This window comes from Acidovorax sp. Root219 (genome assembly GCF_001428665.1).
GTDB lineage: Bacteria > Pseudomonadota > Gammaproteobacteria > Burkholderiales > Burkholderiaceae_C > Acidovorax.
Window position 1 is genome coordinate 156,782 of the sequence record NZ_LMIJ01000034.1, and the last position, 13,952, is coordinate 170,733.

General features: G+C 66.0%; 16 protein-coding genes and 2 pseudogenes. 8 read left to right on the plus strand and 10 right to left on the minus strand.

Annotation, left to right across the window (positions count from 1 at the left end; all coding sequences use genetic code 11):
• Positions 1-7: 7 nt before the first annotated feature.
• Positions 8-178 (minus strand): annotated as a pseudogene (locus tag ASE28_RS27540) (IS30 family transposase); the annotation flags it as partial.
• A gap of 425 nt (positions 179-603) precedes the next feature.
• Between ASE28_RS27540 and ASE28_RS27545 the strand changes: the two are divergent.
• Positions 604-864 carry a hypothetical protein gene (locus ASE28_RS27545; RefSeq protein ID WP_057269322.1) on the plus strand — a complete coding sequence of 87 codons (261 nt, stop codon included), beginning with the start codon at positions 604-606 and terminating at the stop codon, positions 862-864.
• Positions 865-911: 47 nt separating this feature from the next.
• Here ASE28_RS27545 and ASE28_RS27550 read toward each other — a convergent pair whose 3' ends face one another.
• The 3 genes from ASE28_RS27550 to ASE28_RS32380 form a co-directional block, all read right to left on the minus strand.
• Positions 912-1,184, minus strand: coding sequence for a DUF3253 domain-containing protein (locus ASE28_RS27550; RefSeq protein ID WP_057269323.1), 273 nt, complete (start codon positions 1,182-1,184; stop codon positions 912-914).
• Positions 1,185-1,209: 25 nt separating this feature from the next.
• Entirely contained in the window at positions 1,210-2,055 is an 846-nt protein-coding gene (locus tag ASE28_RS27555; protein WP_057269324.1) for a hypothetical protein, read from the minus strand.
• A 279-nt stretch (positions 2,056-2,334) separates the two neighbouring features.
• Positions 2,335-2,472, minus strand: coding sequence for a hypothetical protein (locus tag ASE28_RS32380; RefSeq protein ID WP_157422153.1), 138 nt, complete (start codon positions 2,470-2,472; stop codon positions 2,335-2,337).
• Between the two features lie 153 nt (positions 2,473-2,625).
• Here ASE28_RS32380 and ASE28_RS27560 point away from each other — a divergent pair, with 153 nt between their 5' ends.
• Together ASE28_RS27560 and tnpB are read left to right on the plus strand one after the other, a co-directional pair.
• Positions 2,626-3,054 (plus strand): DUF1810 domain-containing protein, encoded by a 429-nt coding sequence (locus ASE28_RS27560; RefSeq protein ID WP_057202799.1) that lies wholly within the window; start codon positions 2,626-2,628, stop codon positions 3,052-3,054.
• Positions 3,055-3,245: 191 nt separating this feature from the next.
• Positions 3,246-3,648 (plus strand): annotated as a pseudogene (tnpB, locus tag ASE28_RS27565) (IS66 family insertion sequence element accessory protein TnpB).
• Here tnpB and ASE28_RS27570 read toward each other — a convergent pair.
• From ASE28_RS27570 to ASE28_RS27580, 3 genes are all read right to left on the minus strand, one after another.
• Positions 3,642-5,078, minus strand: a complete 1,437-nt coding sequence (locus ASE28_RS27570) for a hypothetical protein (RefSeq protein WP_057269325.1) — start codon at positions 5,076-5,078, stop codon at positions 3,642-3,644. The pseudogene tnpB and the gene ASE28_RS27570 overlap by 7 nt on opposite strands.
• Before the next feature lie 470 nt (positions 5,079-5,548).
• Positions 5,549-6,337: a bifunctional 2-polyprenyl-6-hydroxyphenol methylase/3-demethylubiquinol 3-O-methyltransferase UbiG gene (locus tag ASE28_RS27575; RefSeq protein WP_057269326.1), complete on the minus strand. Its 789-nt coding sequence runs from the start codon at positions 6,335-6,337 to the stop codon at positions 5,549-5,551.
• A gap of 153 nt (positions 6,338-6,490) precedes the next feature.
• On the minus strand, positions 6,491-7,387 hold the full coding sequence (locus tag ASE28_RS27580) for a LysR family transcriptional regulator (protein WP_057269327.1): 897 nt from the start codon (positions 7,385-7,387) through the stop codon (positions 6,491-6,493).
• 167 nt (positions 7,388-7,554) lie between these two features.
• Here ASE28_RS27580 and ASE28_RS27585 point away from each other — a divergent pair, with 167 nt between their 5' ends.
• On the plus strand, positions 7,555-8,196 hold the full coding sequence (locus ASE28_RS27585; protein ID WP_057269328.1) for an FMN-dependent NADH-azoreductase: 642 nt from the start codon (positions 7,555-7,557) through the stop codon (positions 8,194-8,196).
• A 29-nt stretch (positions 8,197-8,225) separates the two neighbouring features.
• On the opposite strand, the gene ASE28_RS27590 is transcribed toward ASE28_RS27585, so the two are convergent.
• A complete protein-coding gene (locus ASE28_RS27590; protein ID WP_057269329.1) occupies positions 8,226-9,134 on the minus strand; it encodes a LysR family transcriptional regulator in 909 nt (302 codons plus the stop codon).
• 112 nt (positions 9,135-9,246) lie between these two features.
• Between ASE28_RS27590 and ASE28_RS27595 the strand changes: the two genes are divergently transcribed.
• Positions 9,247-9,870: a DUF1579 domain-containing protein gene (locus ASE28_RS27595; RefSeq protein WP_057269330.1), complete on the plus strand. Its 624-nt coding sequence runs from the start codon at positions 9,247-9,249 to the stop codon at positions 9,868-9,870.
• A gap of 43 nt (positions 9,871-9,913) precedes the next feature.
• The gene (locus ASE28_RS27600) at positions 9,914-10,648 is read left to right on the plus strand and encodes an SDR family oxidoreductase (protein WP_057269331.1); all 735 of its coding nucleotides are present in this window, start codon (positions 9,914-9,916) and stop codon (positions 10,646-10,648) included.
• Positions 10,649-10,774: 126 nt separating this feature from the next.
• Here the strand turns inward: ASE28_RS27600 and ASE28_RS27605 are convergent, their stop codons facing one another.
• Together ASE28_RS27605 and ASE28_RS27610 are read right to left on the minus strand one after the other, a co-directional pair.
• Positions 10,775-11,395: a hypothetical protein gene (locus ASE28_RS27605; protein WP_157422156.1), complete on the minus strand. Its 621-nt coding sequence runs from the start codon at positions 11,393-11,395 to the stop codon at positions 10,775-10,777.
• 49 nt (positions 11,396-11,444) lie between these two features.
• Positions 11,445-12,356, minus strand: a complete 912-nt coding sequence (locus ASE28_RS27610; RefSeq protein WP_057269333.1) for a LysR family transcriptional regulator — start codon at positions 12,354-12,356, stop codon at positions 11,445-11,447.
• A gap of 112 nt (positions 12,357-12,468) precedes the next feature.
• Here ASE28_RS27610 and ASE28_RS27615 point away from each other — a divergent pair, with 112 nt between their 5' ends.
• Both ASE28_RS27615 and ASE28_RS27620 read left to right on the plus strand, forming a co-directional pair.
• Positions 12,469-13,533 (plus strand): MBL fold metallo-hydrolase, encoded by a 1,065-nt coding sequence (locus tag ASE28_RS27615; protein ID WP_057269334.1) that lies wholly within the window; start codon positions 12,469-12,471, stop codon positions 13,531-13,533.
• 66 nt (positions 13,534-13,599) lie between these two features.
• Positions 13,600-13,952: alcohol dehydrogenase catalytic domain-containing protein (locus ASE28_RS27620; RefSeq protein WP_157422157.1), on the plus strand; the 353-nt coding region annotated here is incomplete at its 3' end.

Sequence of the window (13,952 nt, forward strand, 5' to 3'; positions counted from 1 at the left end):
CTGGATTTCAATGAACAAGGGTGAAGTGCTGCGGGTTGTTGATCAGCAACTCTCGGTACACCGCCAAGGGTGATCGTACCCCCAGCCATTTTCTTGGGCGCTCGTTGATCTCATCGGCTATCGCATCGAGCTGCTGCTGGCTGTAGATGCTCAGGTCCTTCCCCTTGGGCAGGTACTGGCAAGAAAGAGCCGCCAACAAGGCGGCCATGGCGACGTTCTCGGTGTGGATGAACCGCGAGGCGCAGGCCCGGGCGGATGTGCTGATTGCCGGGCTGCTGAAGGATCTGCCGCTGCCGCCAAAGCGCTGAACCACCTGCTTGCACCGACGTCCCGACTGGCTTCACCGCGCGAGGGGCGGTGCCGGGCGGGGGCGGTCACTTGCCCGGGCACACCTCTTTGGGTTCTCCACGCACATAGTTCTCCCAGGCATCCAGGACGATGTGGTTGCGGCCCACCCAGGTCTGCACCTTGAGCGTGGCGGTGCTTGACCCCCCCTATGTTGTGTGCCGGTAATGGTAGCGTGCGCAATGGGTCGCGCTTACGATCAAGGGGGAGGGGGCCGCTGCGCCATTGGACCTGTTCACCGATGGGAGATACGCACCAATGCCTTCATGGCTGTACGACCTGATCGACAGCGACATGCCCACCGCGCACGACCGCGACCGGTACCTGGGTTTTGCCAGCAGCGTCATGGCCGGGCACCACGGTGATCTGGAGATCACCGGCAACGCATTCAACGTCCACTTCTCGCAAGCGGGTGTGCGAGTGCAGTGCCTTTGGGATGAAAGCCGCAGCCCCGAGTGCATGGGTCTGGCTGCGTTCATCCAGGCGCTGACAGCCCCGCCGGGCTCCCGAATGCCCTGACCCGGGTGCAAGGCCGCAGATTGTCGCTCAGGCCCCAGTCTGGCGGGTCACGTGGTGCAGGGCGGGGCGGGCCTGGCCAGGCGGATCGGCCCCACCGCCTGCACAGCCGAGGCCACCGCGTGGCCGCGCTGCAGAACTTGCAGGCGGCCTTCGCCGGCCAACCGGTCCGCAGCGTTGCGCACGGCGGGCATCATGGGGCGCCATTGCGCTTGGGCATCCCCGGCCAGCGCCCGCGCCACTTCGGAAGGGCAGATGGTCTTGCCCGGCGCGCGCTCAGCCAGCAGGGCCAGGATGGCTTGTTCGATGGCTGCGTCGCGCATGGGGGCAGGCCTGCAAGCAGTCCGATCACTCCGCCTGCAGGTAGCACTGGCGTGACGGGATCGCGCTGGCCACTGCGCTTTCTACTTGGTCCATCGTTGGGAACTGGGCCCAGAAATGGTCCACGTCCCAGCACATGGTGGGGCCTGAGCGCGAAAACACGGCGCGGGTGGGGCGGTCGCTGCTCACGGTGTAGTCCCAACTGCCCCACCAGGCCGTGATCGCGCCGCGGGTCTCCTTGCGGTCCACCTCGAAGCGCGCGTAGTCCCTTTCGGTCAACACCTTGCCGGTGCCCGTGCATTGGGCGTTGTCGTAGACCATGGTTCCCTGCGTGACGGTGACGTGGGTCTCGTCCTGGCGCGTCAGGCGAAACAGGCTGCGCCCGCTTTGGCCGGCAGTTGCGCCGGTGGGGCCGCAGGCTTCGCGCACCCACAGGCCCTCGGGCAGGCCCCACACGGCGGGGGCGCAGGCCACCTGCACCGACTGCACTGCGGCGCCGGGCACGGCACCGCTGCCCTGGGCCACGCTGCAGGTCTGGCCGGCGGGCTGCGACTGCACCCGCACCGCGTAGGCGCTGCCTGCCGCGAGCGGCGTGGCAAAGGCGAAGCGGCCACTGGCTGTGACCGTGAGGTCGTCGCCCTCGTTGTTCTGCAGCACGAGCCTGGGGGCATGGGTATTGCTGCCTGCGCTGGGTGCGACCAGCCCGCTGACCGTGCCGCCGATGGTGAAGCGGTCTGCCGGTGATGGGCCTGCGGCTTCATCGCCGCCACCCCCACCGCAGGCCGCCAGCGATGCGGCCAGGGCCAGGCAGGCGAGGGCGATGCAGCGCGTTGGCGCTGCCGGCGAAGGGGTCGATGGTGTGGAGTTGGTCATGGCAAAAATGGCAAATTATGGTTGCCGCCACCACGCCAGGTAACCCCCCAAAAGCGGCAGGGCGTGACGGGCGTCACCTGAAGGGTGTCTCGCCCAAACTCCAAACTGACAAGGTGCGCGTGGTCGGCATCAATGCCTGCCACGGCGCCTGGTGTCGGCAGTGCCTGCGCCATGCCGCCAGGCCCCCCGTGGGCTTGCCTGGCTCGCAATCACCCAGCACCGCCTCAATGGTGTGCTGGGTGCGCAGGCCGGCGCGGCCGCCTGCTTATCGCGCGGTGCTCAGGGCCGTGCCGAGGGCGTGGTGGTGGCGGCCGTTGCCGGCCCCCTGCCGGTTGCGTTGGGCGCGTTGGTGGCGTTGTGGGCCTTGTATTTCTTCCACAGGAATCCGGCAATGGCCATCAGGATCATCTTGCGCATCAGTGTTCTCCAGGTTGGTAGGTGTGCGCATAGCATCGGCGGCGATGCAGCTGCGTTCTGTAGGAGGCTGGGTCAAGAGCGTGTCGGCAAGCGGTCAGTGCAAGGGCGCGGGCGGCAGTGGGCTTGCCGCGATAGCGCCCATACAATGGCGGCATGCCTTTACCACCCGTTCTGGACCGATTCCTGGGCGCACAGGAGCCCGTGTGGGCGCGCGTGCTCGCCGAGCTCAAGGCGGGCAAGAAGCGCACACACTGGATGTGGTTCGTGTTTCCCCAGCTCAAGGGCCTGGGGCACAGTGACATGGCGGTGCGCTACGCCATACAGTCCCGCGCCGAGGCCAGGGCGTATCTCGACCACCCCGTGCTGGGCAGCCGTCTGCGCGAGTGCTGCCAGTTGCTGCTCGCGCTGCCAACGGCATCTGCCCGCGACGTGCTGGGCACCCCCGACGACCTGAAGCTGTGCTCCAGCATGACGCTGTTTGGCGAGGTGTCTGCAACCGACAGCGTGTTCCAGGCCGTGCTGCAGCGGTATTTCGATGGCGTGAAGGACGCCCGCACGCTGGAACTGCTGGGCCCGGGCTGAACAGGCCTTCGCGGTGGCGCATGGCACCAGCACAGCCCACCCACCCTATCGTTTGGCCGCCACGATGGTGAATGACCTCAGCGAAAAGAAACGGCTTTCACTGGTTGCGCTGTACCAGCAGATGCCGCTGGAGCAACTGGAGCGGCGCTTCGCCCAGGGGCAGTTTGTGGCTCGCAGTAGATCCCGTGGACATGCGTGCCGGCGCCGACCGCCTGATCGCCAGCGTGGTGCAAGTCTTCGGCGCCGCGCAAGCCCACCACGCCTACCTTTTTGCCAATGCGCGGCACGCGGATGAAGCTGGTGGTGCACGATGGCTTTGGCGTGTGGTGCGCAACGCACCGCCTGAACCAGCGACGCTTTGCCTGGCCCAGCGATGGGGCGCCGCTGCAGCAACCGCACTCACACAGGCCCAGTTCGATGCCCTCATTGTGGGCCTGCCGCGGCAGCGGCTCGCACACACGCAGACCACCACGCGCGTGTGATGGCCCGTGCGCGCGGGTGAGGATCGCGCACGGGGCAATTCGAGAATGCCCCGATGACATCCATCGCCCACCTGTACGGGCGGGCGTTGCCTTGGAATGTACCGGCTACTGAATGTCGTAGACCCGCTTGTAGCGATAGCTGTTCAGCATTTCACCCAGGCTCTCGGCGGTGGTCGCACCCAGTCCATAGCCGATGAAAAAGGCGGTGCCAGACAAGTGGGTCAGGTCCTGGTTCACGAACAAGACGGAGGACGTGTTTTGCAGGCGGTCGGCCCAGGCCAGTGGGTTGACAGGATTGAGGCGGTCGAAATTGGGCACCGAGTAGGTGTACATGGTGCCGTCGGGCGTGATCGCTATGAGGTAGGGATGCCCCTTGGCACCACTGGCGAGGTGCTCGGGTTTTATCTGTACGTGCGCGGAGATCGTCAGGCGGGTCAGGGCCCCTGTGGCCACCATGGTGCCCAGCCCTGGTGCACCCGCGCCTTCGAACACCACGGGCAGCGGCGACAGTTGCGATTGTCCCACCGGCCCCACACCCAGTTGTCCTGCGTTGTTGTTGCCCCAGGCCAGGAGCGTGCCGTCGGTGGTGAGTGCCAGGGAGTGCTGGGCGGATGCCGCTACCTGTGCATACCCGCCTCCAAGGGGCTGCGGGCTTGCGCTCTCCGTGAGAGTGGCATTGCCCAACTCGCCCCGGTAGTTGCTGGTGCCCCAGGCCCAGGCCGTGCCATCGGCCTTCAGCGCCAGCGTGTGGAAGAAACCTTTGGTGACTTGGCGATAGCCGCCGCCCACCAGCACGGGGGCATCGCTAGAGCGCCATTGCCAGAGGGTTCCGTCATCCTTCAGGCCCGCGGCTGAGTAGTTGCCCAAGGCCACCTGCACAAAACCACGGTCCACCGGACCGGCGCTGCCGTAGCCGTACTTCCAGATGACCCAGTTGTTCAAGTCCCATTCTCCCAAGGGCACAAAATCAAACTGTATGGCGCCGCCGCCCAGCACGAACAACACGTTGTTGCGGTTATTGACCATCTGCAGGTAGGCGGGTGGCAGCCGGTCCAGCATGTCGCCACCGGCACTCGCTTTGAAGAGGCTTTTCACATGGCCCCAGTACCAGACGGAGCCGTCTGTTTTGCTGGCGGTGTCCGAGGTCATCAACTGCGCAAAGCCGCTGCCGACCTGCACTGGCCGGGTTTCGTTCAGGGTCTGGCTTCTCAGCTGCACCGAGCCCCACATCCACAAGGTGCCATCGGTCTTGAGGGCCACCATGTACTTGCCAATGGCGCCCACGGCCACCTGGGCGAAACCGCTGCCGATCTGCACGGGCTTGTCCGCACTCACCATGGAGCCATTGCCCAACTGCCCGCTCTGGTTGTCGCCCCAGGTCCATAGCGTCCCGTCGCTGAGCACCGCTGCGGAGTTATCTGGGCCCGTGGCCATGTGCACCACCGTGGCGGCGTGCACGCTGCCCATGCCTGCCACCAGGGCGAACATCAGCCAGATTTTGAAGGCCACAGGCGCCAGGTGGCGGGAGGCGATGGATCGCAAGCGATGCCTGGCAAAAATCGAAAGTAATCTCATCAGAAACCTATCTTTGGAAGTATTGGTGAGACCTGCCGAAGCCTACATTGGCCTCTTCAGTAGGTCCGTGCGCAACGAACGAATGATCGATCGATGGACACGCCACGGTGACAGCCTCCCCTCCCTGAAATCTGGCGAATGTTTTTTTACGATCAGCAGGGGTGCCTCTCAAGCGCCATGGTATTGCGGCGCCTTGCGAAAAGCGGTGATTCGCGTCACCACACCCTGTCAGCCAAACAAAGCGTTACGAAATCAGCCAGGGGAAGCCATTTGTTTCAGCCGCATCCCTGCCTTGGCAATCGGCGCGGCGAAGGTGAACGGGCCATTGGTCCCCGGCACAAGGGATGCGCCTGCCGCCTGGCGTAACCCTACCGAGGTAGGGCGCGCGCGGTGGCCCTGCCCGCCACGTCTGCGGGTACGGCTCGGCCACTGCCGTATCAGGCGAGCCTGCGGCCGGTGATGCTGTACACCATGGGGACATCATGGCCCTGGTGGTCCATGTAGAACCTGCCCGGCTCTCGCTCCACCATGCCTTCAAAACAGTCGTACGGGCTGTAGGCAAACTCGTCCACGCGCTCTATCCGAATGCCCGCGCCCACCAAGGCGTTGATGACGCTTGAAAGCGGGTGCGACCACGTGGCCAGTTGGGCTACGGCGCCTGCCCCGTTGTCGGTGTAGGTGGCTTCTTCTTCGATGTCTGGCGCCGCACTGCCAAAGTACGGCTGCCCCGCCAGCAGGTCGCGCAGGGGGTGGAACTCAACCATGTAGAACAGGCCCCCCACCGCCAGGTGCGAAGCCACCACCTGCGCCCAGCGGGCCAGGTCGGGGAGCCAGCACAGGGCCCCGTACGAGGTGAACACGATGTCGAACGCCTGCGCGCCGCCAGCGCCAAAGCCGTAGACGTCCGAGCACACGAAATCAGCGCCCAGGCCGGTGCGGGCTGCCAGCTCCCGGGCCTTGTCGATGGCCACCGGCGAGATGTCCACCCCGGTGCACACGGCGCCCTTGCGGGCCCACGACAAGGTGTCCAGCCCGAAGTGGCATTGCAGATGCAGCAGCCGCTTGCCAGCCACCTCCTGCAACTGGCCCAGCTCGATGTCGTGCAGCGAGGTGGCGCCCGCCATGAAGCCCTCCACGTCGTAGAACCTGGATCCGAAGTGAACGCGGGCGCGGCGGTCCCAGCCGATGCGGTTCATTTCAAAATAGTGGTCGTCGGGTGTATTCATGGCAATGCGGCGCGGGGCAGCGTGTGCGGGCTGCGTTGCACGGTGCGGGATGTTGCGGAATGCTTCGGGGCGAGGCGCCGCCCTGCAGGCGGCCGGCAGTATAGGAGATGCTGCGCGGTGCCAGGCGCGCCGATGGTGGTGGTGGCGTTGGTTTCAGTGGACCAGTCTGCGACGCAGGTCGTCGAGCAGCCATCGCCCTGCCACGCCGAGCGCGCGGTCACGCCGGTGGGCGGCGTAGATGGTCAGCCCTTCGGGTGGAGTGGGGTCGTCGCGGATCTCGATGGCGATGAGTGCCCCTGACGCGATGGCCGTTGCCACCAGGTGCTCGGGCATGCGGCACCAGCCGAATCCCGCCAAGAGGAAGTCCATGCGGCGGCCCAGATCGGCAAAACGCCACAGCCGGGTGCCCGCCACGCCGTAGTTGGGGCCGCCCGGATCGGCCGGGTCCGACAGCACCAGTTGGACGTGCGGCGCCAGGTCGCCCTGCGTGGCCGGGCGGCCCAGCGCGGCCAGCGGATGGCCCGGCGCGGCCACCGCGCGCATGGGGGTGCGCAGCAACGGGTAGGCGGCAATGTCCTCGGGCACGCCCGGCAGCAGCAGGCACAGCGCCATGGCCGCCGAGTCGCTGCGCAGCCGCCGCAGCGACCCGCCCAGCCCTTCGGTCGAAAAGTGCACCGGCAGGTCGGGGAAGGCCTGGCTCAGCGCGCGCAGGCTGTCGATCAGCGGGGCGGTGGGCACCAGCGGGTCGATGGCGATGGCCAACTGCGGCTCCACCCCCGCCCGCGTGCTGGCCGCCACCGCCTCGAAGCGTGAGGCACTGGCCAGCACGAGCCGGGCCTGGTCTACCAGCACACGGCCCACCTCGGTCAGTTGGGGGCGATGGCCTTGGCGGTCGAACAGCACCACGCCCTGCACCTGCTCCAGGTTGGCGACCGCCTGGCTCACCGCCGACTGCACACGCCTGAGCCTGCGCCCGGCGGCCGAAAAACTGCCCGTGTCGGCAATGGCCACCAGCACGCGCAGCTGGTCAAGGGTGAGGCTACCAATCATCCGTCCATCTCCCATATCCATCTATAAAGCAGATGGAAAGTATCACATTTTCATCGCTTCCGCAGAAGCAAGGTGGCGCCTAAAGTCTCTTCACGACGCCACTGGCGGCCTCGTCCGGCGCACCCACCGGGCCCACCAGCCACCCCGAAAGAAGGAAAGAAACTCGCATGACCCGACTCCTCGTTGTAGAGACCAGCCCGCGCGGCGCCCAATCCGTCTCGCGCCAGATGACCCAGCGCTTTCTTGCGGCCTGGCGCACCGCCCATCCGGGTGGCCATGTCGTGCACCGCGACTTGGCCGATGCCGATGGCGCGCCCCCGTTCGTCACGGCGCCCTGGCTGCATGCCTACTTCACGCCGCCCGCGAACCAAACGCAGGCGATGCGGGACGAACTGCGGCTGTCGGACGAGATGGTCGCCGAGGTGCTCGCGGCCGGGCACCTGGTCATCTCGACCCCGGTCTACAACTACAACGTCCCCGCGTCGCTCAAGGCCTGGGTGGACCATATCGTGCGCAAGGGCGCGACGCTCGGCCTGGACGGCCAGGGCCTGGTCAAAGGCAAGAAGGCAACCCTGCTAATGGCCTCGGGCGGCGTCTACACCGAGGGATCGCCCATTCGCGATCGCGACATCGCCACGCAGTATCTGCGGCTCATCCTCGGCGTCATCGGCATCGAGGACGTGACCGTGGTGGCGGGCGGCGGTGCCAAGGCCGTCGATCTGCAGGCCCAGACCATGGATGGCTTTCTGGCCCCGCTGCAAGCGCAGATCGAGCGCGCTGCGGGCGCTGGCATCGCGCACCGGGCATGAGGCTGCGGGGACGGGTCACCGCACCGCGCTCATTTTGAATTCGGGGGATCATCGAGTCCGATTTCCCGCGTGACCGCATCTACGAAGCTGCGAAGTTTGCTGGTCAGCCGCCTGTCGGCATGGAACAGCAGGTGCATCGGGCGTGACGGGGTCTCGAAGTCGGGCAAGACGCGCACGAGCGCGCCCGAGGCAATGGAAGCCCGTGCCAGATCTTCTGCGATGAAGGCGATGCCAAACCCCTCCAGCGCACCTGAGAGCAAGGCGGCGGCGTTGTTCACCTGCAGGGGGCCGCGCACCGGTACGTCGAATGTGCGCCCGTCTCGCATGAACCGCCAGTCGGTCGACCCGGGCCGCGTGCCGACATAGCCCAGGCATACGTGCGCAAGCAGGTCTGCCGGGTCGCGCGGGGTTCCGCGTTGTTGCAGGTACGCAGGCGATGCGCATGCCAGCGAGCGAAAGGGGCGCAGCGCACGCGCAGTCAGCGACGAATCGGCCAGCCGCCCGATGCGAAAGACGGCCTCGAAGCCTTCCTCGATCAGGTCGACATAGCGGTCGCTGAGCACCAATTCGATTTCGACCTCCGGATGCTGGCGCAGGTAGCGCGCGACCAGCGGCACCAGGGTGTGGGTACCGAACGAAAGCGGGGCGTTGACACGCAAGCGCCCGCGCGGCCTGCCGGTCGCGTTGTCGCCTGCGGCGTCTGCCCAGTCCACCTCTGCCAGCACCACCTTGCAGCGCTCGTAGTAGGTCTTGCCGATCTCGGTCAGGCTCTGGCGTCGGGTGGTGCGGTTGAGCAGGCGCGTGGCCAGGCGCGCTTCGAGGTAGGCAACGTGTTTGGCGACCATCTGCGGCGACATTTTCAGCGCCATCGCCGCTGCTGCGAAGGAGCCCAGGTCGACGACCTTGACAAAGGTAGCCATGCTGGCAAGGCGGTCCATTCACCACTCCTGGTTGTGAGATCGATGCTCTGTCTGGTGATTATCATTCATCCATCGGTCAATACACTTTGTTCCATCGGTGTCGATGTCGACGCCGACCCAAGGAACAAAGATGCCATCGAAACCCCACCGCGTACTCCCCGCCATCGCCGCTGTGCTGGCGCTGTCGTCCACCCTTTTCGCAGTGCCGGCCAACGCCGCCGATGCACAGTCCGTGATGGACAAGCTCAACGAATTCGGCCCCGAAGCCAAGGCCCTCGTTCAGCGCGCGGGAACCTGGGACGTGACCATCACCAATTGGGAAAAGCCCGGCGCCACGCCCACTGTGCAGACGGGCCTGGTGGCCGAGCGCCGCATGATCGGGCCGATGCTGGAAGAGGTGTTGCGCACGGTGCCCGGCGCACCCGGTGCAGCCTTTACCCGCGCCGACTTCCTGACCTTCAACAAGCAGGAAGGACGCTGGCAATACATGTCCATGGACGGCCGCGTGCCGGACGGAATGATGGTGGCCTACAGCATCGACCCCGATCCTGAACAGCGCATTTTCATGAGCTTTCTGCCCTTTGCCTCGCCCAATATCATTGGGGACATCGCCATTGGCCAGTTTTGGCGCATGGAGCAGGTGATCACACGCCAGGATGCGGACCACGAAGTGAAGGACCAGTACTTCACGCTGGCTGGATCTGCGCCGGTGAAGTGGCGGGGCATCAGCTACAGCTACACACGCCGCAAATGAGCCGGGCTCTCGATTTGTTCTCCCACCTTGACCGGACATCACCATGACCAACCAGCCCAAAATTGCCCTCGTCACCGGCGCCACCCGCGGCATAGGACTTGCCACCACCCGCCAGCTCGCCCAGGCCGGTGTGCATGTGCTGCTTGCCGGCCGCAGCATTGCCACTGCGACCAAGGCTGCGCAGGCCCTTCAGTCCGAAGGCCTGAGCGTTGAGCCCCTGGCGCTGGATGTCACCGTCCCGGCCAGCATCGCTTACGCCGCCGCGCATGTGCAAAGCACCTACGGCCGCCTGGACATCCTGGTCAACAACGCGGGCGTGCTGCTCGACGCAATGGACCGCAAGCCTTCCGAGCAGTCGCTGCAGGTGTGGCGCGAGACCTTCGACACCAATGTGTTCGCCCTGGTGGAGGTGACCCAGGCCTTCTTGCCGCTGCTCAAGGCCGCAGCCGCGGGTCGCATCGTCAATCTCTCCAGCCAGCTCGCTTCGTTCGGCCTGCACACAGACCCTGCTTCGCCCATCTACGATTTCAAACTGCCGGCCTACAACGCCTCCAAGAGCGTTGTCAACGCGTGGACCGTGCATCTGGCCCACGAACTGAGGGGAACCCCGCTCAAGGTGAACGCTGTGCACCCGGGCTATGTGATGACCGACATGAACGGTGGCAACGGTGAAATCGATGCCGAGGCCGGCGCAAAGACCAGCGTGGCAATGGCCTTGCTCGACGACTCTGGCCCTTCGGGGAGTTTTACGCACATGGGCAAGGCGCTGCCCTGGTGATGTAACTCTGGATTGCGTTTCGATCATCCCAAACGGCAAGCCAGGTGAACCATGTTTCCCATCACCCAAGATTGGAAAAGGAGGCTTCTGGATGAGCGGCAGCGTGCCTCGCGCGGGCGATGGGCGCTACTTGCTGGCCGCTTCCTTCAATGCGTCGCGCTTTCTTTCCTCAAGGATCTCCCGGGTGCTGGCAGGGGAGTAGATGCCCACGCCCCCGGTCTCGATGTCCGCCGTCTTGCCCCAGAAGATGACCATGGAGCCGTCCTTCAACGTCCACTCCGCGTGGATGGGCGCGATGGTCTTGCCGGTGTCATCGTCCTTGACGGTCACCACCCGGTTGACCGCAGGGCGGCCGTAGAGGGTGATCAGGGATGCCAGGTCCTGCGCTTGGGTTGCTAGCCCTCGGGTCATCACGACGGTTTGCATCAGCGTGCCGTCGTTGCCCACCTCCAGGTTGACGTAGCTGCCTTTGGACAGGGCAGGGGGCGATGGCAGGTAGATGCGGTGTATCTCGCTGCGCTCGGCCGGGGGCTGGCGGCCGGGCACCAGCCACTCGATGCATTCGTTGCGGTAGCGCCCCGCATAGGTCCATGTGCCCTGCGCCTGAGTCCTTGCACACTCCGGCACGGCGCGCAGGGGTTTGCCGACGGGCAGGTCATGCAGCGCCAGGGGGCCGGCCTGGGCGCAAGCAGTCCCAGCCACCAGGAGCGCGCATGCGGCAAGCACCGCAGGTTGGAAAATCTTCATCAGCATCTTCGTCATCGCGACAGAGGTCCTTGGTGGGCAGGGGCGCATGCTACAGCGCCGCTGCCAGCGCCGCCACCTGGTCCCTGAGCCACTGCTGCGCCGGGTGCGCGTCATTGCGCCGGTGCCACATGAGGTCGTAGCCAATCACCGGCAGCGTGACGGGAGGCGTGAACGACGCCAGCTTGCGCCAGTGCGGCGAATGGCGCGCCACGCGGCCCATCACCGTGGCCACCATGTCGGTCTGCGCCACCATGCTGGGGGCGGCAAACATCTGCGGCAGCGCCAGGCCCAGCGTGCGGCGCTGGCCCAGGTAGGCCAGTGCCTGGTCGACCAGGCCGTGGCGGTCGCCCTCGGGCGACACCAGCACATGGCGCAGCGCCAGAAATACCTGCATGTTCATCCCGTCCTTCACCGCCGGGTGGCCGCGGCGCACGATGGTGATGAACTCGTCGCGCATGACGGAGCGGGTGAGGATGCGGTTCTCGGCCTGGGTGGGCGGCACGCCGATGGCCGCGTCGATGGTGCCGGCATCGAGCAGGTCCACCGCGCTGTCGCGGCTGCCGATGGCGTGCACCGACAGCGACAGCCCGGGGCCCAGTTGCTCCAGCGCCCGCGAGAGCAGGGGCAGCAGCACGAAGGCCGGGTATTCCGACAGGCCCAGGGTGAAGGTCATGGCGCTGGTGGCGGGCTCGAACTGCTCCTTGGGCAGCAGTGCGGCCTTGATCTGCTGCAGCGCCTGCGATACCGGCCCGGCCAGTTCGCGCGCCTTGGGCGTGGGCACCAAGCCCTGCGCGCTGCGCAGGAACAGCGGGTCGTTGAACAGCGTGCGCAGGCGCGACAGGGCGGCGCTCATCGCGGGTTGGCTGACGCCCACGCGCACGGCGGCGCGGGTCACGTTGCGCTCGCTCGCCAGCGCGTCGAAAGCGGCCAGCAGGTTCAGGTCGATGCCATGAAAATCCATAAATCAAATAATCATTTATATCGGTTATCTGTTGGACAGATTGTGACCGGGTCTTGAGAATTCACCTACCGCTTCTCGACACACCCCTTCACCCCCTGAACCGAAGACCACCATGAATGCCCTGCGAATCCCCCACTCCCGCCAGCCGCACGCTGCCTTTGCGGACCCTGCACCAAGGCCTGCACCGGTCGCCCGCAAGATCGTGTTGCGCCAGTCCGTCGCGCTGTGCGCCGCCGCCGTGATGGCCTGTGCGCTGGTCAGCGTGCCTGCTTTCGCCGCCGGCAAGGATGTGTCGGCGCAGAAGGTGGTGAACCTGGCCAACATCACCGAGGTGAGCCCCGGCGTGCACGTGATCGAAGACCGCCAGCAGGTCTTTCTGGTGCCCAACGTGACCATCATCGTCGGCCGCGACGCGGCGCTGGTGGTGGACACAGGCCTGGGCACCAAGAGCGCGCAACTGGTGCTGCAGACCGCCAGAAAGCTGGCGGGCAACAAGAAGCTGTACCTCACCATGACGCACTTCCACCCGGAGCATGGCTTTGGCGCGCAGGCCTTCAAGGGCCAGGCCACCATCATCTACAACCGCGCGCAGCGCGACGAGCTGCTCAAGAAGGGGCCCGCGTTCCGCGAACTCTTCTCGGACAAGCTGGACGTGGCGCAGGCCATGAAGGACGTGCGCTTCGTGATGCCCGATGTGGTGTACGACACCGAGGCCGAGATCGACCTGGGCGGGCGCGTGGTCAAGCTCAACTACTACCAGCCGGCGCACACGCTGGGCGACCAGGTGATCTCGGTGCCCGAGCAGGGCGTGGTGATTCTGGGCGACCTGCTGGAGACCAAATCGTTCCCCATCATGCCGTGGTTCCCGGACCTAGCGGACACCGACGTCGACCCGCTCAACTGGCGCGAGATCTTTCGCAAGGTGGCCGCCACCAACCCCAAGATCGTGATCCCCGGGCACGGCCGCATCGGCACGGCCGCCGACCTCGATGCGTCGGCACGCCACATGGACGTGGCCCGCGAGGAAGTGGCGCGCCGCTGCGCCGCAGGCAATGACCTGGCCACCATCCAGAAGGAGCTCACGCCCATCCTGGAAGCGCAGCACCCCGACTGGGATTTGAAGGACTGGATTGCGATGGAAATCCAGTCGTACTACGAACGGCTGTGCCGCAAGTAAGAGCGGGCCCAGAGGCACCGCCATTCATCTTCGCTACTGATCCCCCTTGTTGAAAGAGCCATCCCCATGAAAGCCGTCGGATACACCACCCCCCAGCCCATCACCCATGCCGATGCGCTGGTCGACATCACCTTGCCCGACCCCGTGGCCACCGGCCGCGATTTGTTGGTGGAGGTGCAAGCCATCTCCGTGAACCCCGTGGACACCAAGATCCGCAAGAGCGCGGCCCCCGCCGAAGGCCAGCGCTGGAAGGTGCTGGGCTGGGACGCCAGCGGCATCGTGAAGGCCGTGGGCCCCGAGGTCACGCTGTTCAAGCCCGGCGACCGCGTGTGGTACGCCGGCTCCTTCGCCCGGCACGGCACGAATGCCGAGCTGCACCTGGTGGACGAGCGCATCGTGGGCCATGCGCCCAAGACGCT

What these genes read in the sequence shown, in the direction of transcription:
- ASE28_RS27600 (WP_057269331.1), top strand. Translation starts at nt 9,914, where the DNA reads ATGACCAACCAGCCCAAAATTGCCCTCGTCACCGGCGCCACCCGCGGC.
- ASE28_RS27605 (WP_157422156.1), bottom strand. Translation starts at nt 11,395, where the DNA reads ATGAAGATTTTCCAACCTGCGGTGCTTGCCGCATGCGCGCTCCTGGTG.
- ASE28_RS27610 (WP_057269333.1), bottom strand. Translation starts at nt 12,356, where the DNA reads ATGGATTTTCATGGCATCGACCTGAACCTGCTGGCCGCTTTCGACGCG.
- ASE28_RS27580 (WP_057269327.1), bottom strand. Translation starts at nt 7,387, where the DNA reads ATGATTGGTAGCCTCACCCTTGACCAGCTGCGCGTGCTGGTGGCCATT.
- ASE28_RS27590 (WP_057269329.1), bottom strand. Translation starts at nt 9,134, where the DNA reads ATGGACCGCCTTGCCAGCATGGCTACCTTTGTCAAGGTCGTCGACCTG.
- ASE28_RS27595 (WP_057269330.1), top strand. Translation starts at nt 9,247, where the DNA reads ATGCCATCGAAACCCCACCGCGTACTCCCCGCCATCGCCGCTGTGCTG.
- ASE28_RS27555 (WP_057269324.1), bottom strand. Translation starts at nt 2,055, where the DNA reads ATGACCAACTCCACACCATCGACCCCTTCGCCGGCAGCGCCAACGCGC.
- ASE28_RS27615 (WP_057269334.1), top strand. Translation starts at nt 12,469, where the DNA reads ATGAATGCCCTGCGAATCCCCCACTCCCGCCAGCCGCACGCTGCCTTT.
- ASE28_RS27550 (WP_057269323.1), bottom strand. Translation starts at nt 1,184, where the DNA reads ATGCGCGACGCAGCCATCGAACAAGCCATCCTGGCCCTGCTGGCTGAG.
- ASE28_RS27575 (WP_057269326.1), bottom strand. Translation starts at nt 6,337, where the DNA reads ATGAATACACCCGACGACCACTATTTTGAAATGAACCGCATCGGCTGG.
- ASE28_RS27545 (WP_057269322.1), top strand. Translation starts at nt 604, where the DNA reads ATGCCTTCATGGCTGTACGACCTGATCGACAGCGACATGCCCACCGCG.
- ASE28_RS27560 (WP_057202799.1), top strand. Translation starts at nt 2,626, where the DNA reads ATGCCTTTACCACCCGTTCTGGACCGATTCCTGGGCGCACAGGAGCCC.
- ASE28_RS32380 (WP_157422153.1), bottom strand. Translation starts at nt 2,472, where the DNA reads ATGCGCAAGATGATCCTGATGGCCATTGCCGGATTCCTGTGGAAGAAA.
- ASE28_RS27585 (WP_057269328.1), top strand. Translation starts at nt 7,555, where the DNA reads ATGACCCGACTCCTCGTTGTAGAGACCAGCCCGCGCGGCGCCCAATCC.